The 20,561-nt window shown below is 71.7% G+C and carries 16 protein-coding genes; 11 read left to right on the plus strand and 5 right to left on the minus strand.

Annotated elements, in window-relative coordinates:
- Positions 1-70: 70 nt before the first annotated feature.
- Positions 71-1,927: an IucA/IucC family protein gene (locus tag ACIPW5_RS07330; RefSeq protein ID WP_401241579.1), complete on the plus strand. Its 1,857-nt coding sequence runs from the start codon at positions 71-73 to the stop codon at positions 1,925-1,927.
- 52 nt (positions 1,928-1,979) lie between these two features.
- Positions 1,980-3,950: an ATP-dependent DNA helicase gene (locus tag ACIPW5_RS07335; protein WP_401241581.1), complete on the plus strand. Its 1,971-nt coding sequence runs from the start codon at positions 1,980-1,982 to the stop codon at positions 3,948-3,950.
- Between the two features lie 139 nt (positions 3,951-4,089).
- Here the strand turns inward: ACIPW5_RS07335 and lexA are convergent, their stop codons facing one another.
- Positions 4,090-4,881, minus strand: a complete 792-nt coding sequence (lexA, locus tag ACIPW5_RS07340; RefSeq protein WP_125602045.1) for a transcriptional repressor LexA — start codon at positions 4,879-4,881, stop codon at positions 4,090-4,092.
- 546 nt (positions 4,882-5,427) lie between these two features.
- Here lexA and nrdR point away from each other — a divergent pair.
- Together nrdR and ACIPW5_RS07350 are read left to right on the plus strand one after the other, a co-directional pair.
- Complete coding sequence (nrdR, locus tag ACIPW5_RS07345) at positions 5,428-5,943, plus strand: transcriptional regulator NrdR (protein WP_079431988.1); 516 nt, start codon at positions 5,428-5,430, stop codon at positions 5,941-5,943.
- Between the two features lie 136 nt (positions 5,944-6,079).
- Complete coding sequence (locus ACIPW5_RS07350) at positions 6,080-8,962, plus strand: vitamin B12-dependent ribonucleotide reductase (protein WP_401241585.1); 2,883 nt, start codon at positions 6,080-6,082, stop codon at positions 8,960-8,962.
- A 96-nt stretch (positions 8,963-9,058) separates the two neighbouring features.
- Here ACIPW5_RS07350 and ACIPW5_RS07355 read toward each other — a convergent pair whose 3' ends face one another.
- Positions 9,059-10,018 carry a DUF1152 domain-containing protein gene (locus tag ACIPW5_RS07355; RefSeq protein ID WP_401241587.1) on the minus strand — a complete coding sequence of 320 codons (960 nt, stop codon included), beginning with the start codon at positions 10,016-10,018 and terminating at the stop codon, positions 9,059-9,061.
- Between the two features lie 67 nt (positions 10,019-10,085).
- Here ACIPW5_RS07355 and ACIPW5_RS07360 point away from each other — a divergent pair, with 67 nt between their 5' ends.
- The 4 genes from ACIPW5_RS07360 to ACIPW5_RS07375 all read left to right on the plus strand — a co-directional run bounded on the left by ACIPW5_RS07360 (position 10,086) and on the right by ACIPW5_RS07375 (position 13,225).
- The gene (locus ACIPW5_RS07360) at positions 10,086-10,928 is read left to right on the plus strand and encodes an arylamine N-acetyltransferase (protein ID WP_401241589.1); all 843 of its coding nucleotides are present in this window, start codon (positions 10,086-10,088) and stop codon (positions 10,926-10,928) included.
- A 32-nt stretch (positions 10,929-10,960) separates the two neighbouring features.
- Entirely contained in the window at positions 10,961-11,566 is a 606-nt protein-coding gene (locus tag ACIPW5_RS07365; RefSeq protein WP_401241592.1) for a YdbC family protein, read from the plus strand.
- A gap of 73 nt (positions 11,567-11,639) precedes the next feature.
- Positions 11,640-12,299 (plus strand): histidine phosphatase family protein, encoded by a 660-nt coding sequence (locus tag ACIPW5_RS07370; protein WP_401241593.1) that lies wholly within the window; start codon positions 11,640-11,642, stop codon positions 12,297-12,299.
- A gap of 11 nt (positions 12,300-12,310) precedes the next feature.
- Entirely contained in the window at positions 12,311-13,225 is a 915-nt protein-coding gene (locus ACIPW5_RS07375) for an ADP-ribosylglycohydrolase family protein (RefSeq protein ID WP_401241595.1), read from the plus strand.
- 141 nt (positions 13,226-13,366) lie between these two features.
- Here the strand turns inward: ACIPW5_RS07375 and ACIPW5_RS07380 are convergent, their stop codons facing one another.
- Positions 13,367-14,920, minus strand: a complete 1,554-nt coding sequence (locus ACIPW5_RS07380; protein ID WP_401241598.1) for an MFS transporter — start codon at positions 14,918-14,920, stop codon at positions 13,367-13,369.
- A gap of 140 nt (positions 14,921-15,060) precedes the next feature.
- Here ACIPW5_RS07380 and ACIPW5_RS07385 point away from each other — a divergent pair, with 140 nt between their 5' ends.
- From ACIPW5_RS07385 to ACIPW5_RS07395, 3 genes are all read left to right on the plus strand, one after another.
- Entirely contained in the window at positions 15,061-15,666 is a 606-nt protein-coding gene (locus ACIPW5_RS07385) for a TetR/AcrR family transcriptional regulator (protein WP_401241600.1), read from the plus strand.
- Between the two features lie 193 nt (positions 15,667-15,859).
- The gene (locus ACIPW5_RS07390; protein ID WP_401241603.1) at positions 15,860-16,570 is read left to right on the plus strand and encodes a ribonuclease HII; all 711 of its coding nucleotides are present in this window, start codon (positions 15,860-15,862) and stop codon (positions 16,568-16,570) included.
- A gap of 59 nt (positions 16,571-16,629) precedes the next feature.
- Complete coding sequence (locus ACIPW5_RS07395; RefSeq protein ID WP_401241605.1) at positions 16,630-17,295, plus strand: hypothetical protein; 666 nt, start codon at positions 16,630-16,632, stop codon at positions 17,293-17,295.
- Positions 17,296-17,466: 171 nt separating this feature from the next.
- Here ACIPW5_RS07395 and ACIPW5_RS07400 read toward each other — a convergent pair whose 3' ends face one another.
- On the minus strand, positions 17,467-18,096 hold the full coding sequence (locus ACIPW5_RS07400; protein WP_401241608.1) for a hypothetical protein: 630 nt from the start codon (positions 18,094-18,096) through the stop codon (positions 17,467-17,469).
- Between the two features lie 215 nt (positions 18,097-18,311).
- Positions 18,312-20,471, minus strand: coding sequence for a RecQ family ATP-dependent DNA helicase (locus tag ACIPW5_RS07405; protein ID WP_401241609.1), 2,160 nt, complete (start codon positions 20,469-20,471; stop codon positions 18,312-18,314).
- Positions 20,472-20,561: the final 90 nt, after the last annotated feature.

Below are 20,561 nucleotides of genomic sequence, written 5' to 3' on the forward strand. Positions count from 1 at the left end.
TCGGTTTTCACTGCTCTCATCTCAAGAACTCCGCGTCGCTCAGCAAGGTTCCCGATATCCGAGGAGTCCCGTGCCGAATTTCCCCGCCGCCCCCGACTCCGCCGAGCACGCCGTTCCCCCGTCGCCCCAGCACCCGCGCACGCCCCCCGAACTCAACCGTCCCACCTGGGACTTCGCCGCGCGCCGGATGCTGGCCAAGATGCTCGGCGAGTTCGCGTACGAGGACATCGTCAGCCCCGTCCCGGTGCACTCCGCCGCCGGCGACGCCTGGACCCTGACCCTCGACGACGGCAGCAGCCTGGGCTTCCGGGCCCGCCGCCGCGTCTACGGCAGCTGGCAGGTTGCCCCGGACACCATCACGCTGACCCCGCCGGCCCCCGCCACGGAGCCGCCGATCGCCTTCGGGGACCCGTACGGCTTCCTCGTCCGCGCCCGCACCCTGCTGCGCCTCGACGGGCCGACCCTCGGCCATCTGATCCACGAGCTCAGCTCCACCCTCGCCGCCGACGCACGGCTCGACCACCACGCCCTCACCGCCGACGTCCTCGCCGACCTCGACTACGCGGCGCTCGAAGGACACCAGACCGGACACCCCTGGCTCGTCCCCAACAAGGGCCGCGTCGGATGGTCCGCCGCGGACGCCGCCGCCTGGGCCCCCGAAGCGCGCACCCGGCAGCGCCTGCCGTGGCTCGCCGCCCATACCTCCCTGGCCGAGTACCGGGGCACCGCCGGCCTCGAAGACCCGGCACGGCTCTACGCGGCAGAGCTCGACCCCACCACCCGCACGGCGTTCGACCGGATCCTGCGCGACCGGGGCCTCGATCCGCTCCGCTACCTCTACCTCCCCGTCCACCCCTGGCAGTGGGACGAGATCGTCCTCCCCCTCTTCGCCCCCGCCCTCGCTGCCGGCACCCTCGTGCCCCTCCCCGCCGACCCGGACGACAGGATCCCGCAGCAGTCGATCCGCACCTTCCTCAACCTGACCCGTCCCGACCGGCACAGCGTCAAACTCCCGCTGTCCGTCTTCAACACCACCGTCTGGCGCGGTCTGCCCGGCGACCTCAGCGAGGCCGCGCCCGCCGTCACCGCCTGGATCCACTCCCTCCGCGACGCAGACCCCTTCCTGCGCGACGAATGCCGGGTCGTGCTGCTCGGGGAGGTCGCCTCGGTCACCGTCCGCCACCCCGTGTACGACGGACTCCCCGAGGTCCCCTACCAGTACCGGGAACTCCTCGGAGCGATCTGGCGCGAGCCGCTGACCGGACGGCTCGACCCCGGCGAGCGCGCCCGCACCCTCGCCGCCCTCCTCCACGTCGATCCGCGCGGCCGCTCCTTCACCGCCGAGCTCGTCGCCCGCTCGGGCCTCACCCCCGAGGCCTGGCTGCGGCGCCTCTTCGCCGCCCTGCTGCCCCCGCTGCTGCACTTCCTCTACCGCTACGGCACGGTGTTCTCCCCGCACGGCGAGAACACCGTCGTGATCTTCGACGAGCAGGACGTCCCCGTGCGCCTCGCGGTCAAGGACTTCGTGGACGACGTCAGCATCAGCAGCACACCCCTGCCCGAGCACGCGTCGATGCCCGACGAGGTACGGGCCGCGCTGCTGACGGAACCGCCCGGCTTCCTCATCCAGTTCATCCACTCGGGGCTGTTCGTCGGGGTCTTCCGCTACCTGTCCGCGCTGTGCGACGACCGGCTCGGCGTACCCGAGGACGCGTTCTGGTCGCTCGTCCGGGCGGAGATCCTCCACCACCAGGCCCGCTTCCCCGAGGACAAGGAACGCCACCGCCTCTTCGACCTGCTGACCGAGCGGATCGACCGGCTCTGCCTCAACCGGAACCGGCTCTACGCGGACGGCTACCGCGACCGCCCGGACCGGCCGGGCGCCGTCGTCCACGGGACCGTGCCCAACCCCCTCCACGGCCCCTGAAGAGTGATCGATGCGGCCGCTGTCGGTGGCGCCCCGTAGGGTTGGCAGTGCTATGACGAAGCCCTCCCTCCCCGACCTGCTGCACGCCGCCGTCTCCGCCGTCGGCGGCACGGAGCGGCCCGGCCAGGTGGCCATGGCCGAAGCGGTCGCCGAAGCGATCGACGACAACTCCCACCGGCTGATCCAGGCCGGCACCGGCACCGGCAAGTCCCTCGGCTACCTGGTGCCGGCCCTCGCGCACGGCGAGCGCGTGGTCGTCGCCACCGCGACGCTCGCGCTCCAGCGCCAGCTCGTCGAGCGCGACCTGCCGCGCACGGTCGAGGCGCTGCATCCGCAGCTGCGTCGGCGGCCGCAGTTCGCCATGCTGAAGGGCCGGTCCAACTACCTGTGCCTGCACCGCCTCCACGAGGGGGTCCCGCAGGACGAGGAGGAGGGCCTCTTCGACCAGTTCGAGGCGGCCGCCCCGTCCAGCAAGCTCGGCAAGGACCTGCTGCGCCTGCGAGACTGGGCGGACGAGACCGAGACGGGGGACCGGGACGACCTCACCCCCGGCGTCTCCGACAAGGCCTGGAGCCAGATCTCCGTCTCCTCCCGGGAGTGCCTGGGCGCCACGAAGTGCGCCTACGGGGCCGAGTGCTTCGCGGAGGCGGCCCGCGAGCGGGCCAAGCTCGCCGACGTGGTCGTCACCAACCACGCGCTGCTCGCCATCGACGCCATCGAGGGCGCCCCCGTGCTCCCGCAGCACGAGGTGCTGATCGTGGACGAGGCCCACGAGCTGGTCTCCCGCGTCACCGGTGTCGCCACCGGCGAGCTCACCCCGGGCCAGGTCAACCGGGCCGTGAAGCGGGCCGCCAAGCTGGTGGACGAGAAGACCGCGGACTCCCTGCAGACCGCTTCGGAGACCTTCGAGCGGGTGATGGAGCTGGCGCTCCCCGGCCGCCTGGAGGAGATCCCCGAGGACCTCGGCTACGCGCTGATGTCCCTGCGTGACTCCGCGCGCAGCGTGATCTCCGCGATCGGCGCCACGCGGGACAAGTCCGTCCACGACGAGGACGCCGTCCGCAAGCAGGCCCTCGCCGCCGTGGAGAACGTCCACACGGTGGCGGAGCGGATCACGAACGGCTCCGAGTACGACGTCGTCTGGTACGAGCGCCACGACCGCTTCGGCGCCACCCTGCGGGTCGCCCCGCTCTCGGTGTCCGGCCTGCTGCGCGAGAAGCTCTTCGAGGACCGGTCGGTGGTCCTCACCTCCGCCACTCTCAAACTGGGCGGCGACTTCAACGGGGTCGCGGCCTCGCTGGGCCTCTCCCCGGAAGGGGTGGAAGGCGAGGGCGTGCCGGTGTGGCGGGGCCTGGACGTCGGGTCGCCGTTCGACTACCCGAAGCAGGGCATCCTCTACGTCGCGAAGCACCTGGCGACGCCCGGCCGGGAGGGCACCCGCGGCGACATGATGGACGAGCTGGCGGAGCTGATCGAAGCCTCCGGCGGGCGCACCCTGGGTCTCTTCTCCTCCATGCGCGGCGCCAAGGCCGCCGCCGAGGAACTGCGCGGGCGGCTGGACAACCCGATCCTGCTCCAGGGCGAGGAGACGCTGGGCGAGCTGATCAAGACCTTCGCGGCGGACCCGAAGACCTGCTTGTTCGGCACGCTGTCCCTGTGGCAGGGCGTCGACGTGCCCGGCCCCAGCTGCCAGCTCGTGATCATGGACCGGATCCCGTTCCCGCGCCCCGACGACCCGCTGATGAGCGCACGGCAGAAGTCGGTCGAGGAGAACGGCGGCAACGGCTTCATGGCGGTCGCGGCCACCCATGCCGCCCTGCTGATGGCGCAGGGCGCGGGCCGGCTCGTACGGGCCTCCGGTGACCGGGGTGTGGTGGCGGTCCTGGACCCCCGCCTGGCCACGGCCCGGTACGGGAGCTTCCTGCGGGCCTCGCTGCCCGACTTCTGGTACACCACGGACCGCAATCAGGTCCGCCGCTCGCTGGCCGCGATCGACGCGGGCGCGAAGGCCGACGGCAAGTGAGGCCCCACGGCAGGTGAGGACCGCCGTCACGTGACGCTGTACGGCACGAAGGGGCCGATGGCGAGTCCCTGCGGGCATGCAACAGCTCCGGGACCGGCGCAGTGGGTCCCGGAGCTGGCTGAGGGGCGACGGGCCGGTATCAGACCCGTCGGAGCACGGCGACGACCTTGCCGAGGATGGTCGCCTCGTCGCCGGGGATCGGCTGGTAGGCGGCGTTGTGCGGGAGCAGCCACACGTGGCCGTCCTCCCGCTTGAAGCGCTTGACGGTGGCCTCGCCGTCCAGCATCGCGGCGACGATGTCGCCGTTCTCCGCGACGGGCTGGCGGCGGACGGTGACCCAGTCGCCGTCGCAGATCGCGGCCTCGATCATCGAGTCGCCGACGACCTTGAGGACGAACAGTTCGCCGTCGCCGACGAGCTGGCGGGGGAGCGGGAACACGTCCTCGACCGACTCCTCGGCCAGGATCGGCCCGCCGGCCGCGATCCGGCCGACCAGGGGGACGTAGGAGGCGGCGGGCTTGCCGGTGGTGTCCGTGGGCTGCGAGCTGGGCTGGTCCGAGCCGCGCACCTCGTATGCGCGGGGCCGGTGCGGGTCGCGCCGCAGGAAGCCCTTGCGCTCCAGGGCCATCAGCTGGTGGGCCACGGAGGAGGTGCTGGAGAGGCCGACCGCCTGGCCGATCTCGCGCATCGACGGCGGGTAGCCGCGGCGCTGCACGGAGTCCCGGATGACCTCGATCACCCTCCGCTGCCGGTCCGTGAGTCCGGAGCTGTCGGCGCGGATGCCTGGAGGTCGCCCTGGCAGGGAGCGCGCGGGGCGCACGGCCTCCGCCTCCTGGTTCTGACTTGCGTCATTCATGGCATGCACCGGCTCGAGTCGGCTCTGGGAGCGGTTCTGGGCAGTGATGGTGGCACTGTCTGCGGTGGTGGTCACGTCGGCCCCTCTCGAAATGTTCTCCCTAGCTGGACAACGGTAGTAGCTTTCGAAAGGTTGCGCCAAACACACGTTCGAGTGAAAAATCGGGGATCCCCCACCTGGGTTAGACGGGCGGGTGTATGGGCGTCGGTAAGGGTGGCCGACGGACGTGTCGCGGAGGCCGTCGCGGCGAAAACCGGAATGTGTTCGGCGCCGGTCCGGCCGAACGCGGGTTCGGCTTCGCATCCGCTCCTTACGGTACCCTTCCCGGTTGGATCGGCCATGCCCGGGCGGGGCCCGGGAACGGGCCCAGTGTGGCATCAGGAGCCCCCGGATCCGGCCATCGGACGCCGCGACACGCGGAGTGCTCCAAATCCTGCGCAACCCAAGATCTAGTGGTTGGATGGGCGCGGCCACCCAGAAGTTGTGGTCCTCGGTCCGCCGAGGTCTCCGGGATCGCATATGCTTGTGGCTGCTTCACGAGCCCCCGGCGAAGACTCGCTCTCCGTCGTTGAGGGGCTCCGTGGGGTGATTCAGTCGTGCCAAGAGGAGGGTGAGGGAACCATGCACTGCCCCTTCTGCAGGCACCCCGACAGCCGCGTCGTCGACAGCCGCACCACCGACGACGGAACGTCGATCCGCCGGCGCCGTCAGTGCCCCGACTGCTCCCGTCGTTTCACGACGGTGGAGACGGCCTCGCTGATGGTGATCAAGCGAAGCGGGGTCACCGAGCCCTTCAGCCGTACCAAGGTCATCTCCGGCGTGCGCAAGGCGTGCCAGGGGCGGCCGGTCACCGAGGACGCCCTCGCCAAGCTCGGCCAGCGGGTCGAGGAGGCGGTGCGCGCCACCGGGAGCGCCGAGCTGACCACCCACGACGTGGGTCTGGCCATACTCGGCCCGTTGCAGGAGCTCGACCTCGTCGCGTACCTGCGGTTCGCATCCGTCTACAAAGCGTTCGACACCCTTGAAGACTTCGAGACCGCCATCGCGGAACTGCGCGAGCCGCGGCCTCATCCCCACGAGTGCGAGCCCGGAGGGACCCCCCCGGTCGTCCCCGTGCCCGCCTCCGCCGCCGACTGACCGCTCGGGGCCGCAGTGCAGCGCGGTCCCGCCGGCCGGTAGGGCGATGTTCGTAGATACAAGACACACAGCACTGTGCCGCGGAATAACGCTGGCACTTTAGGGCGTTTTTGCCCGCATATGGGAGGCAGGCGGCATGACAGAGACGGCGAGCAGCTCGGCACGTGGTTCCCGCGCCAAGGGGACCAAGCCGGCCAAGGGCGGCCTTCGGATCGAGCGCATCCACACCACCCCCGGCGTGCACCCGTACGACGAGGTGAACTGGGAGCTCCGTGACGTCGTCATGACCAACTGGCGCGACGGCTCGGTCAACTTCGAGCAGCGCGGCGTCGAGTTCCCCGACTTCTGGTCGGTGAACGCGGTCAACATCGTCACCAGCAAGTACTTCCGCGGCGCCGTCGGCACCCCGCAGCGCGAGACCGGTCTGAAGCAGCTCATCGACCGCATCGTGAAGACCTACACGAAGGCCGGCGACGACCACGGCTACTTCGCGTCCCCCGCCGACTCGGAGATCTTCGAGCACGAGCTGACCTACGCCCTCCTGCACCAGATCTTCAGCTTCAACTCCCCGGTGTGGTTCAACGTCGGCACGCCCCAGCCGCAGCAGGTCTCCGCCTGCTTCATCCTGGCCGTCGACGACTCCATGGAGTCGATCCTCGACTGGTACAAGGAAGAGGGCATGATCTTCAAGGGCGGTTCCGGCGCCGGCCTGAACCTCTCCCGCATCCGCTCCTCCAAGGAGCTCCTCTCCTCCGGCGGCAACGCCTCCGGCCCGGTCTCGTTCATGCGCGGCGCCGACGCCTCCGCAGGAACGATCAAGTCGGGCGGCGCCACTCGCCGTGCGGCCAAGATGGTCGTCCTGGACGTGGACCACCCGGACGTCGAGGACTTCATCGCCACCAAGGTGAAGGAGGAGGAGAAGATCCGCGCCCTGCGCGACGCGGGCTTCGACATGGACCTGGGCGGCGACGACATCACGTCCGTCCAGTACCAGAACGCCAACAACTCCGTCCGCGTGAACGACGAGTTCATGACGGCCGTCGAGAACGGCACCGAGTTCGGCCTGCGCGCCCGCATGACCGGCGAGGTCATCGAGAAGGTCGACGCCAAGGCGCTCTTCCGCAAGCTCGCCGAGGCCGCGTGGGCCTGTGCCGACCCGGGCATCCAGTACGACGGTGTGATCAACAACTGGCACACCTGCCCCGAGTCCGGCCGCATCACCGCGTCCAACCCCTGCAGCGAGTACATGCACCTGGACAACACGTCCTGCAACCTCGCCTCGCTGAACCTGATGAAGTTCCTGAACGACGACGGCAAGGGCAACCAGTCCTTCGACGCCGAGCGCTTCGCCAAGGTCGTCGAGCTCGTCATCACCGCGATGGACATCTCCATCTGCTTCGCGGACTTCCCGACGCAGAAGATCGGCGAGAACACCCGCGCCTTCCGCCAGCTCGGCATCGGCTACGCCAACCTCGGCGCCCTGCTGATGGCGACCGGCCACGCCTACGACTCGGACGGCGGCCGCACCCTCGCCGCGTCGATCACCTCGCTGATGACCGGCACCGCGTACAAGCGCTCCGCCGAGCTGGCCGCCATCGTCGGCCCGTACGACGGCTACGCCCGCAACGCCGACTCGCACAAGCGCGTCATGAAGCAGCACGCCGACGCCAACGCCGTCGCGCCGCGCACCGACGACCTGGACAACGGGATCTGGGCCGCGGCCACCGAGGCCTGGCAGGACGTCCTGCGCCTCGGCGAGAAGAACGGCTTCCGCAACGCCCAGGCCTCCGTCCTCGCGCCGACCGGCACCATCGGCCTCGCGATGTCCTGCGACACCACCGGTGTCGAGCCGGACCTGGCCCTGGTCAAGTTCAAGAAGCTCGTCGGCGGCGGTTCGATGCAGATCGTCAACGGCACCGTCCCGCAGGCCCTGCGCCGCCTGGGCTACCTGGAAGAGCAGATCGAGGCGATCGTCGCCCACATTGCCGAGCACGGGAACGTCGTCGACGCCCCGGGCCTGAAGACCGACCACTACGAGGTCTTCGACTGCGCGATGGGCGAGCGCTCCATCTCCGCGATGGGCCACGTCCGCATGATGGCCGCGATCCAGCCCTGGATCTCCGGCGCGATCTCCAAGACGGTCAACATGCCCGAGACGGCGACCGTCGAGGAGATCGAGGAGATCTACTTCGAGGCGTGGAAGATGGGCGTCAAGGCGCTCGCGATCTACCGCGACAACTGCAAGGTCGGCCAGCCCCTCTCCGCCAAGAAGAAGGAGGAGGAGAAGGCCGAGATCACCGAGAAGGCCGAGGAGACCATCCGCACGGCGGTCGAGAAGGTCATCGAGTACCGCCCGGTCCGCAAGCGCCTCCCCAAGGGCCGCCCGGGGATCACCACCTCCTTCACGGTCGGTGGCGCCGAGGGCTACATGACCGCGAACTCCTACCCGGACGACGGCCTGGGCGAGGTCTTCCTGAAGATGTCCAAGCAGGGTTCCACCCTCGCGGGCATGATGGACGCCTTCTCGATCGCCGTCTCCGTCGGCCTGCAGTACGGCGTCCCGCTGGAGACGTACGTCGCGAAGTTCACCAACATGCGCTTCGAGCCGGCCGGTATGACGGACGACCCCGACGTGCGGATGGCGCAGTCGATCGTCGACTACATCTTCCGTCGCGTGGCGCTGGACTTCCTGCCCTTCGAGACCCGCTCGGCGCTCGGCATCCACTCCGCCGAGGAGCGTCAGCGCCACCTCGACACCGGCTCCTACGAGCCGCTCGACGAGGAGGAGCTCGACACCGAGTCCCTCGCCCAGTCGGCGCCCGTCGCCGCCGTGGCCAAGCCGGTGGCGATCGTCCCGGTCCCGGCCCCCAAGACGGCGCACAGCAACGCCGAGCTGGTCGAGATGCAGATGGGCGTCTCCGCCGACGCCCCGCTCTGCTTCTCCTGCGGTACGAAGATGCAGCGCGCCGGCTCCTGCTACATCTGCGAGGGCTGCGGCTCCACCAGCGGCTGCAGCTGAGCCCGTGCGGGTAGCCGACCGCTGACCCGCCGCACGTGAACGAAGGGGACCGGCCCGTGGCCGGTCCCCTTCGCCGTACCCGCGCCGGGGCGCTCGTCAGTGGGGGATCGCGCGGGAGGGGCGGGTGACCAGGTCCTCGCGGAACTCCGCGATCCTGGAGTGGACCTGGCGCATCAGGTGGGTGTCCTCGATGCGGTCCAGGTAGAGGCAGCGGTCGGCGATCCCGCGCAGCTCGAAGGCGAAGCACAGGGACATCAGCGGGTTCACGAAGAGCTCGCTGCCCCGGGTGCGTTCGGTGAAGCGGACGTCGCCGAAGGATCCGCGGACAGCCGCCGCGACCGAGCCCGCCACGATGCTCGGGCGGTCCGGCGTGTGGTCCTGGGCGTGGGCCACCGCGTCCAGGAAGAGCGCCCCCTCCCGGGTCGCCCGGGGTATGGAGAACGCGCCGAGGTACGCCCCGTCCCGCTCCAGCGCCGCGATGTTCTCCAGGACCAGGGCGTGGCTGACCCCGTGGTACGCGTCCACGCCGAAACCGACCGACACCACGAGCCGTTCCGGTACGTCGTCCAGTGCGGCCAGCGCCGCCACGCTGGTCAGGTCCTCCTCGGGGGTGCCGAGGCCCGCCTCGTCGCCCCGCATCAGGATGTCCGTGCCCCCGTCGACCAGTACCACCGCGTCGATCCCGTGGAGGTCGATCAGCGCCCGGTAGGCGGCGCGCAGCGGCTGCACGCCGACCTGGGGGAAGGCGTACACCGTCGAGGGGTAGCGGTGCAGCCGGAGCCACCGTGCGAGGGTCCGCTCCGGGAAGTAGGACAGGTGGGGCGCCGAGTCGGGGGTGACGGCGGCCAGGTCGGGGGCCGGCCACTCCTCGGCCGGCAGTCCGGCGAGGGTGCTGAAGGAGAGGTTCGCCAGGTGCACCTCCTTGCCCTGGTGCAGCAGCGACAGCGCGACGGGCAGGCCCGAGTAGATGTCGAAGCCCCCGCCGGCGCCGGCGACGAGCACGCGTTGCGCCGATTCCAGACGGGCGAAGAGGGGGTTGGTGTGCAAGGCGGTCATGGCGATCATTGTGCGGGGCCCGGGTGCGCGCGGGCACGGGGATTTCACGGCGGGGGAGCGGAGAGCCATGTGGAGCGGTGACGAACTGGACCTGGACGCCTACCTGGCGCGGATCGGGCTCGCCGGCGGGACGGGACGGGCGTCGCGGGAACTCGGCCCGGACCTGGAGACGTTGTACGAGGTGCACCGGGCCCACACCGCCGCCATCCCCTTCGAGAGCCTGGACGTCCTGCTCGGCCGCCCCGTCGAGCTGGAGGTCAAGGCCCTGGAGGACAAGCTCGTACGCGCCCGCAGGGGCGGCTACTGCTACGAGCAGAACTCGCTGCTGGCCGCCGCCCTGGAGCGGATCGGCTTCGAGGTCTCAGGGCGCGGTGCTCGCAACCGCACCCGGGGGGATTCCCTGCTGGCGGTGACGCACGCGGTGCTGGTCGTCACCGTCGAGGGCGAACCGTGGCTGTGCGACGCGGGATTCGGCTACATGGGCCCGCGCGAGCCCGTCCCGCTCGCGCGGCCCGGCACCGAGGTGCACCAGGGCCCGTGGACGTACGCGGTCCACGAGGAGGAGGAAGGCGTCCTCGTGCTCCGGGCCCGCCGCGGGGAGGGCTGGTGGGACCTGTACGCCTTCTCTCCGCAGCGGTACCACCCCGTCGACTACGTCGTGCTGAACCACTACAGCTCCACGCACCCCCGGTCGGCGTTCGTCGGGACGACCATCGTGCAGCTCCCGGGGGACACCGTGCGCAGGACGCTGGTGGGGCGCGAGCTGACGCGGCTCTTCCCCGACGGGCGGACCGAGCGGGAGCAGGTGGACTCCGATGGGCTGCCCGCCCTCCTCGACCGGGAGTTCGGGCTTCGCCTGCCCGAGCGGGATGCGGCGGAACTGGTACGGATCCACCGCTCCGGGGACTGACCCGGACCCCGCCCGGCCCGTACGATGGCGCGGTGCTGGTCAAGTGGATTCGCTGCACGGTGACGGACCGACGCGGGTTCGAGCGCGGGCAGCGCAAGTGGGCGGGGCTGCCCGGCGAACCGGGATTCCGGGGGCAGGGCGGCGGCTGGAGCAGAGGCCGGCAGGGGGTCGCGCATGTCTTCGCGTTCTGGGAGAGCCGTTCCTTCTACGACTCCTTCATGGCCCGCTCGCACGACAGACTGGCGGCTTCGCAGAACGGCACCTACACCGATTCCCGCGTGACGCTCTTCGACCACCGCTTCGACGTGAAGACCGGCTTCGAGCCGCGCTTCAGCGACGCCGACGTCGTGCGCGTCGCCCACACCCGGGTGCGGGAGGGGCGCGTGGACCATTTCGCGCTGATGCAGGAGAAGGTGTGGAACCCCGCCATGGCGGGTTCGCCCGGGATGATCCGGGGCCTGTTCGGGGAGGCGCCCGGACGGGAGTTCCTGGTGCTGTCGATGTGGCGGGCGGCGGCGGAGCACGGCAAGTACCGGCAGGAGCGGGTGGAGCGGCTCTCGCTGCGCGCCCAGACCGAGGCCGATGTGGAGGCGCTCACCGGGGACGTCGTCGACCTCGAACCCGGCTGGACGGTATGACCGTAGGACGAACGTCACCCCCGACCGGCGTGCCCGGGGCACACCCGCCCGGGCGGCCGCATAGGGTCGGGGGATGGTTCGACCACGGCGCATCGTCCTTGTCCGGCACGGGGAATCGGAGGGGAACGTCGACGACACGGTGTACGAGCGGGAGCCCGACCACGCCCTGCGGCTGACCCGCACCGGCCACGGGCAGGCCGCGGCCGCCGGGGAGCGGCTGCGCGAGCTGTTCGGCGAGGAGAGCATCAGCGCGTACGTCTCCCCCTACCGCCGGACCCTGCAGACCTTCCGCGAGCTGCGGCTGGACCCGGCACGGGTACGCATGCGCGAGGAGCCCCGGCTGCGCGAACAGGACTGGGGCAACTGGCAGGACCGCGACGACGTGAAGCTCCAGAAGGCGTACCGGGACGCGTACGGGCACTTCTTCTACCGCTTCGCCCAGGGCGAGTCGGGCGCCGACGTCTACGACCGCGTCGGCTCCTTCCTGGAGAGCCTCTACCGCAGCTTCGAGGCCCCGGACCACCCCGAGAACGTCCTCCTGGTCACCCACGGGCTGACCATGCGGCTGTTCTGCATGCGCTGGTTCCACTGGTCGGTCGCCGAGTTCGAGGCCCTGTCCAACCCGGGCAACGGCGAATACCGCGTCCTGCTGCTCGGACCCGACGGCCGGTACCGGATGGACCGCCCGTTTGAGCGGTGGACCACACCCGAGCCTTATGACCTGGACGGCTAGAGTGACGCGCGATGACCGCTGATTCCACTTCCGAAACGCGTTACGCACGCGCCCTGTCCAGCCTCCGGGGGCTGGCCCTCGGGGACGCCCTGGGCTCCCAGTACTTCGTCCCCGTCAACTATCCGCTGCTGAAGCGGCGCGAGCTGCCGGCCGGCAGCGAGCCGTGGCAGTGGACCGACGACACCGAGATGGCCTGCTCGGTGCTGGCCGTGCTCGCCGTGCACGGCCGCGTCGACCAGGACGCCCTGGCGGCGTCCTTCGCCGACCACCACGACTTCGACCGCGGCTACGGGCCCGCCGTGAACCGGATGCTGCGCCTGGTCCGGGAGGGCGAGGACTGGCGGACGCTGGCCGCCGAGCTGTTCAACGGCCAGGGCTCCTGGGGCAACGGCGCCGCCATGCGGATCGCCCCGCTCGGCGCCTGGTACGCGGACGACCCCGAGCAGGCCACGCACCAGGCGGAGATCTCCGCCTACACCACCCACCAGCACCGCGAGGCGGTGTGCGGGGCCATGGCCGTCGCCGCCGCGGCCGCGCTGGCGGCGTCCCCGGCCGGGGTGCCGACCGCCGCCGAACTGCTGGACGGGGTGATCGCGCTGGTGCCGCGCAGCGCCGTGGGCGCGGGCGTGCGGCGGGCGCGGGACATGCTGGACTACGGCGACGCGACGACGGTCGCCGCGGTGCTGGGCTGCGGGCGGCGCACGAGCGCCCACGACACGGTGCCCTTCGCGCTGTGGTCGGCGGCCCGGGCGCTGGACGACTTCGAGCGGGCGTTCTGGACCACCGCGCAGGTGGGCGGCGACGTGGACACCACCTGCGCGATCGTCGGCGGGGTACTGGGCGGGCGCGGTGAAGCGGCGCTGCCGCAGGCCTGGCTGGACCGGACCGAGGCGCTCCCGGCGTGGCTGCCCGGCCTGCCCGTCTGACGGGTTCCCGCTGCTGACGGGTTCCGGGCGGGTGGTGCCGGTGCCGGGCGGGAGGGGGCCGGGTGCGGGGGTGGTTCCGCGCCCGGTGCTCCTCGTACGTCTGTCCCGGACGTGGCCGCACGGCGGGTACGGGCCGCGCGGTCAGGCCGCGGGGCCGGCCTCGGCGGCGGCTCCGCTCAGCGCTTCCAGGTCGCTCTTGCGCACCCGGATCACCAGCAGTGCCGTGGCCAGTGCCAGTCCCGCCATGGCGACGGCGGCGATGAAGGCGGTGGAGATGCCCTGGGTGAGGACGAGGTCCCCCCAGGGGTCCGGCAGCTGCCCGGTCTCCTTGAAGGCGGCCAGCTGACCCGGTTCGGCGTGCGCCATGAAGTCCGGCACCTGCTGGGCGGCTTCGTCGCGACCGGCCGTGCCGAAGACGGTGACCAGGATCGACAGCCCGAGCGAACCGCCCACTTGCTGGCTGGCGTTCAGCAGGCCGGAGGCCGCGCCGGCTTCCTGCGGTGCCACGCCGGAGACGGCGGTGAGGGTGAGGGTGACGAAGTTGAGGCCCATGCCGAATCCGAACAGGAGCATCGGGCCGAGCACGCCGGACAGGTAGCTGCTGTCGGTGCGGATGAAGGTCAGCCAGGCCAGGCCGGTCCCGGTGAGCGCCGAGCCGGCGACCATGAACGGCTTGGGTCCCAGGCGCGGCAGGAAGCGCTGCGAGAGCCCGGCGGCGACGATGATCGCCACCGTCACCGGCAGGAAGCCGAGGCCGGACTGGATGGGCGAGAACCCCAGGACGTTCTGTACGAACTGGACGATGAAGAAGAACATGCCGAACATGGCGGCGGCGAGGCCGAGCATGATCAGGTAGGTGCCGGCGCGGTTGCGGTCGGCGAACATCCGCAGCGGGATGATGGGTTCGGCCGCCCGTGACTCGACGAGCACGAACAGGCCGAGCAGGGCGAGGGCGGCGGCGAAGGAGCCGATGGTCAGGGAGTCCCGCCAGCCGTCCTCGGAGGCGCGGATGAACCCGTAGACGAGGGCGGTCATGCCCGCGGTGGAAGTGAGCGCTCCGGCGGCGTCGAAGCGGCCCGGGTGGCGTTCGGACTCGTTGATGTAGAGCGGCGCGAGGACGGCGATGAGCACGCCGATCGGCACGTTGACGAAGAGCACCCAGCGCCAGTCGAGCCACTCGGTGAGCATGCCGCCGGCCAGCAGGCCGACGGCGCCGCCGCCGGCCGACACGGCGGCGAAGACCCCGAAGGCACGGTTGCGGTCGGGGCCTTCGGCGAAGGTCGTGGTGATCAGGGCGAGGGCGGTCGGCGAGGCGATGGCCCCGCCGATCCCCTGGAGCGCGCGGGCGGCCATCAGCTGCCAGGGCTCCTGGGCGAAGCCTCCGAGGAGGGAGGCCAGGGTGAACAGCAGGATTCCGGCCACGAAGACGCGGCGCCTGCCCAGGATGTCGCCGGCCCGGCCGCCGAGCAGCAGGAGCCCGCCGAAGGCGAGGGTGTAGGCGCTGATCACCCAGGACAGGTCGGTGGTGGAGAAGGAGAGGGCGGTCTGGATGTGCGGGAGCGCGATGTTCACGATGGTCGCGTCGAGCACGACCATGAGCTGGCAGGCGGCGATGACGGCGAGCGCCACCCCCGGACGTCCGGGCCGCCGGGCGGCCCCCGGTATCCGGGGCGGGGCGAGTTGAGCGCTTGTCACTTGGATCCCCCCGAAGTGAAATAGTGAACGCATTCGTTCACTGCGGGTCCACGGTAGGAGCCCGAACGCAGGGAACGCAAGCGTTCACTAAGGCTGAAAATGTGTGCGGGGAACCGCGCGGGCCGGTCGGAGGTACGGGCATGACGGATTCGGGCTGGTCGGCGGGGGCGGCTCCGGCGCGCAGGCGGGGGCCGGCGCTCGAACGGGCGATTCTGGACTCGGCCCTGGAGCAGCTGAGCACCGTGGGCTGGAATGCCCTCACCATGGAGGCGGTCGCGGCCGGGGCGCGCACCGGCAAGGCGGCCGTCTACCGGCGCTGGCCCACCAAGACCGACCTGGTGGCGGAGGTGCTGCGGGCGGGGCTGCCCGCGCTGGGGGAGATCGCCGACCAGGGATCGGTCCGCGAGGACCTCTACCGGCTGTGCGTGCGGATGCGGGACGTGATGCACTCCCAGGCCGGCGTGGCTCTGCGTGCAGTCCTTCACGAATGCGACCACGCCCATGCCGGCCTGTTCCGTGAAGTGATCTGGAAGGGACTGCACGAGCCGGCGCACGTGGTGATACGTGCGCTTTTCCAGCGGGGAATCGAGCGAGGTGACGTCCGGGCCGACGCCACCGGACCCATGCTCACCGATGTGATCCCGGCGATGCTCATGTACCGGGCGAAGGTGTGCGGAAGCGAATGGCCCGACGTCGAGATCGCGGAGATGATCGACGGGGTGATGGTGCCGATGCTCCGGATGTGAACCGTGGGGGAACTGGACGGCGGCCTCCGCGAGAGCCCGTCGGGGCCCTTCCTCCCGGGCCCGGCGGGACGTGGGCAGGGCACCGGAAGGCATGGTTCCGGCCCGCCCCGCGGCCTCGCGGCGACGCCCCGGCGCCGCTTGCCCCGGGCCGGGGTGTGCAGGCGGCCCGGGGCGGCGTAACCTTGCTGGCGCCATGCCGTACGAAGCACCCACCCACACCGTCGAGCGCTCCCTCCGTGCAACCACCGGCGCCAAGGTCATCGCCGGGGTCGACGAGGTCGGACGAGGGGCCTGGGCCGGTCCCGTCACCGTCTGCGCGGCGATCACCGGCCTGCGCCGGCCGCCCGAGGGGCTCACCGACTCCAAACTGCTCACGCCGAAGCGGCGCGACGCGCTGCTGGAGGTCCTGGAGGACTGGGTCACCGCCCACGCCCTCGGACACGCCACCCCGGAGGAGATCGACGAACTCGGGATGACGGCCGCCCTGCGGCTCGCGGCGGTCCGCGCACTGGAGGCGCTTCCGGTGCGGCCCGACGCGGTGATCCTCGACGGCAAGCACGACTACCTCGGCCCGCCCTGGCGGGTCCGGACGGTCATCAAGGGCGACCAGTCCTGCATCGCCGTGGCCGCGGCCTCGGTGATCGCCAAGGTCCGACGCGACCGGATGATGGCCGAACTCGGCGAACCGGGGGAGGGGATCGAGGACTTCGCCTTCGCCGCGAACGCCGGTTACCCCTCGCCCGTGCACCGGGCCGCGTTGGAACTGCGCGGGCCCACCGCGTACCACCGGCTCTCGTGGTCCTACCTCGACGCGCTGCCCCAGTGGCGTCACTTGAAGAAGGTGCGCCGCAGCGAGGAAGCCCTGGAACTGGAAAACGGAGGCCAACTCGGCTTCGATTTCTGATCGCACCCACGTGCCACCGACCGGTACGTTTCGTACCGGTGTTTGATAGATATCAACTCATGCCTCTCACCCCCGCCATCGAGGAGCCTCAGATTCACGAGAGTGCCCAGGGTCCCCGCGTCACGCCGGCCGCGAGCCGCACCGCGCAGACCCCCCGCCCTGTACCTGGTCCGCGTCCCGCAGCCGTCCCCCGGCCCGGGCGCCCCGGTCCCTCACCCGCGGCGGCGAACCGCGCGGGTGCCGCCCCCCGGCCCGCTCCGCCCGCGCCGCGCGTGGCGGAGACCACCCCCGGACCCGTTCCCGCAGCCCCCGCCGCACCGTCCGTCTCGGCGGCGGTCCCGCAGGTCCAGCTGATCCCGGCCTCCGCCGAGGGCGCGCTGGACGCGGCCGAGGAGGCCGTGGACCTGCTGCTCGACACCGGGCGCGCGCCCGGTGAGATCCTGGTGATCACCACCGGCGACCCGCACCCGTGGGCCGCCCACGAACTGTCCTTCGGCGAGGCCTCCTACTGGGCCCAGCACGACGCCGGGGACGACGTCTTCTACGCGGACGCGGCGCACGTGCAGCGCGCCTCCGGACGCCCTGTCGTGGTCTTCGCGGCCAACGGCGGACCGGCCTCGGCGACCTCCACCGCACTGCCGGTGGCGCTCGGACGGGCAGGTGCGCTGCTGATCGTGTGCGGCGACGTCAAGCAGATCAACTCCGTGCTGGGTGCGGGCGTCTGACGCCCCGTATCCCGCACGGGCGAGGGGCGGGGCGGGCCATGGGCCGGCCCCGCTGAAGTCCGGAGCCCGACCAGCCGTACCCCCTTCGCCGGGAGTACGGCCGTGAGGGCTGCCCGTGCGCGTACCCGGCGGCGCGAGCCGGCTTGCGAACCGGCCTGGCGCGGGCTCCGCTCAGCGCGCGGCGGTCCGGCGCAGGGGCTCCGAGGTGCCGCCCACGGTGCTCAGGGTCAGCGGCGTGAGCTCGGGCGTCAGGGAGCCGAGCGGCTCGGGCCGGGAGTCCGAACCGGGCCGCCGCCCGCCCCGGCCCTCACCCACCACCTGCCAGCCGCCGCGGGTCAGCGTGATGTACGCGCCGCAGCGCAGCCCGTGCAGGGTGCAGGCGTCGCGCAGCCCCCACATCCAGGCGCCGTCCTCCTCGGTCCAGCGGTCGTCGCCGTCGCGGCAGTACATCAGGACCGCCGTCCGGACCGGGGTCCGGCGCCGCAGGTCGTGCGGGAGGACCCGGCGCAGCCGCGACAGCAGCGCGTTGCGGTACTCCCAGCCGTCCGCCGAAACGGACTTCTGCACGAACGAGGCGCTGGCGACCAGCTGTTCCTCGGGGCCGAGCACGGCTATGACGGCGGTGGACGGCGCCGGGCTGTGCCGGGAGTGCAGCCCGCTGACCACTTCGCGCGGATTGCGGAGCAGGGGTATCCCCGCCGCCGTCCACTCGGAGGGTTCGAGCAGTCTTCCGTGCCGGCTTGCGCCACCCGCCGCCGTTGCCAGTGACGTGGTCGAGGACGGGGCGAATCCGAAGGTCACGGTCCTCCCTTCGGGTACACGCCCGCGTACGGGCACGGCTGAGGTGTGGGCGCGCCGCAGCGCGGCCCAGGAGAGTGCCGACGAGCCGAGCGGGAGCACTCCGATTCTCGCGTGGCCCGCAAGGATGGGGCAATGAGCATTTGCGGCCGCGGACCGGAATTCGCCGGTATGCCGCTCATATCCTTGCCCCGCCCCGCCGAAGATGACGCATTCCGCTAGGGCTGGAGCGCCAGCACCAGCGGAAACACCCCCTCGGCCCCCGCCCGCCGCAGCAGCCGGGCGGCCACCGCGAGGGTCCATCCGCTCTCCGCGCGGTCGTCGACGAGGAACACCGGACCCCGGACCTCGGAAAGGCTCGCCGCCAGGGCTGGCGGCACGGTCAACGCCTGGTGGAGCCCGCGGACCCGCTGGGCGCTGTTCGAGGACGGCAGCCCGAACTGCGGGGCCTGATCCGTGTACTCCAGCGTCCCCAGCAGGGGGATCCGCCCCACCTCGGCGATGCGCGCGGCCAGGGAGCCGACCAACTGAGGGCGGCTGCGCGAAGGCAGCGCGACCACGCCCACCGGCCGCGCCGGAGCGTCCGCGCCCCCCGAGGCCCAACCGCCTGGACCCCGGGCCCAGTCGGCGAGCACCGCCACCACGGCCTGCGCCACATCGTCCGGAACCGGCTGGTCGGACGCCTGCGGAGCCAGCATGGGGCGCAGCCGGTTGCCCCAGCCGATGTCGGACAGCCTGCCCAGGGCACGTCCGGTCCAGGACTGCTCCCCGGCCGGGATCCGCCCCTTCAGGTCCACGCCCACCGCGGCGAGTCCGGTCGGCCACATCCTGCGCGGCTCCAGTTCCACTCCCGGGCGCCCCAGTTCGCCGCGCGCGGTGTCCAGCGCGGTGCCGGACACCTCCGCAGTGAAGCGGGCGCCGGCGCAGTTGTCGCAGCGGCCGCAGGGGGCGGCCTCCTCGTCGTCGAGCTGGCGGCGCAGGAACTCCATCCGGCAGGCGGTCGTGGACGCGTAGTCCCGCATCGCCTGCTGTTCGGCGGCCCGCTGCCGGGCCACCCAGGCGTACCGCTCGGAGTCGTACGCCCACGGCTCCCCGGTGGCGGTCCAGCCGCCCTTCACCCGGTGGACGGCCCCGTCCACGTCGAGCACCTTCAGCATCGTCTCCAGACGGGTGCGGCGCAGGTCCACCATCGGCTCCAGCGCGGGCAGCGAGAGCGGGCGCCCCGCCTGGGCCAGCACGTCCAGGGTGCGGCGCACCTGCTCCTCCGGAGGGAAGGCCACCGAGGCGAAGTACTGCCAGATCGCCTCGTCCTCACGGCCCGGCAGCAGCAGCACCTCGGCGTGCTCCACCCCGCGGCCGGCACGGCCGACCTGCTGGTAGTAGGCGATGGGGGACGACGGCGAGCCCAGGTGCACCACGAAGCCCAGGTCGGGCTTGTCGAAACCCATCCCGAGGGCGGAGGTCGCCACCAGGGCCTTCACCCGGTTGGCCTGGAGGTCGCTCTCCGCCTGCTCGCGGTCGGCGTTCTCCGTCTTTCCGGTGTACGAGGACACCGTGTGCCCGCGGTGGCGCAGGTAGGCGGTGACCTCCTCGGCGGCGGCCACCGTCAGCGTGTAGATGATCCCGGAGCCGGGCAGCCGGTCGAGGTGGTCGGCGAGCCAGGCCAGCCGGTGCGCGGCGTCGGGCAGGGACAGGACCGCCAGGCTCAGGCTCTCGCGGTCCAGCGGGCCGCGCAGCACCAGCGCGTCCGTGCCGGCCCCCGTGCCGAGCTGCTCCGCGACGTCGGCCGTCACCCGGGCGTTGGCCGTGGCGGTCGTCGCCAGCACGGGGACGCCCGGAGGGAGATCGGCGAGCATCGTCCGCAGCCGACGGTAGTCGGGACGGAAGTCGTGCCCCCAGTCGGAGATGCAGTGCGCCTCGTCGACCACGAGCAGGCCGGTGGCGGCCGCCAGCTTGGGGAGCACCTGGTCGCGGAAGTCCGGGTTGTTGAGCCGCTCGGGGCTGACCAGCAGGACGTCGACCTCGCCCGCCGCCACCTCGGCCTGGATCCCCTCCCATTCCTCGGGGTTGGCGGAGTTGATGGTGCGCGCGTGGATGCCCGCCCGTGCGGCGGCCTCGACCTGATTGCGCATCAGCGCCAGCAGCGGGGAGACGATGACGGTGGGGCCGGCGCCGCCCGCCCGCAGCAGGGACGTGGCCACGAAGTAGACCGCGGACTTGCCCCAGCCGGTGCGCTGGACGACCAGGGCGCGCCGCTTGTGCGCGACGAGGGCCTCGATCGCCCGCCACTGGTCCTCGCGCAGCCGCGCGGTGCCCGTGGGGTCGCCCACCAGACGGGCGAGTACGGAATCGGCCGAGGACCTCAGGTCTGCGTTCATGCCCCCATGCAACCCGATGGCTCTGACATCGCGCCAATGCGGATCCGGACCTGTGGAAATTGAAGATCGAACGAGTTATCCACAGGGGTT

This window comes from Streptomyces sp. NPDC090077 (genome assembly GCF_044747545.1).
Taxonomy (GTDB): domain Bacteria; phylum Actinomycetota; class Actinomycetes; order Streptomycetales; family Streptomycetaceae; genus Streptomyces.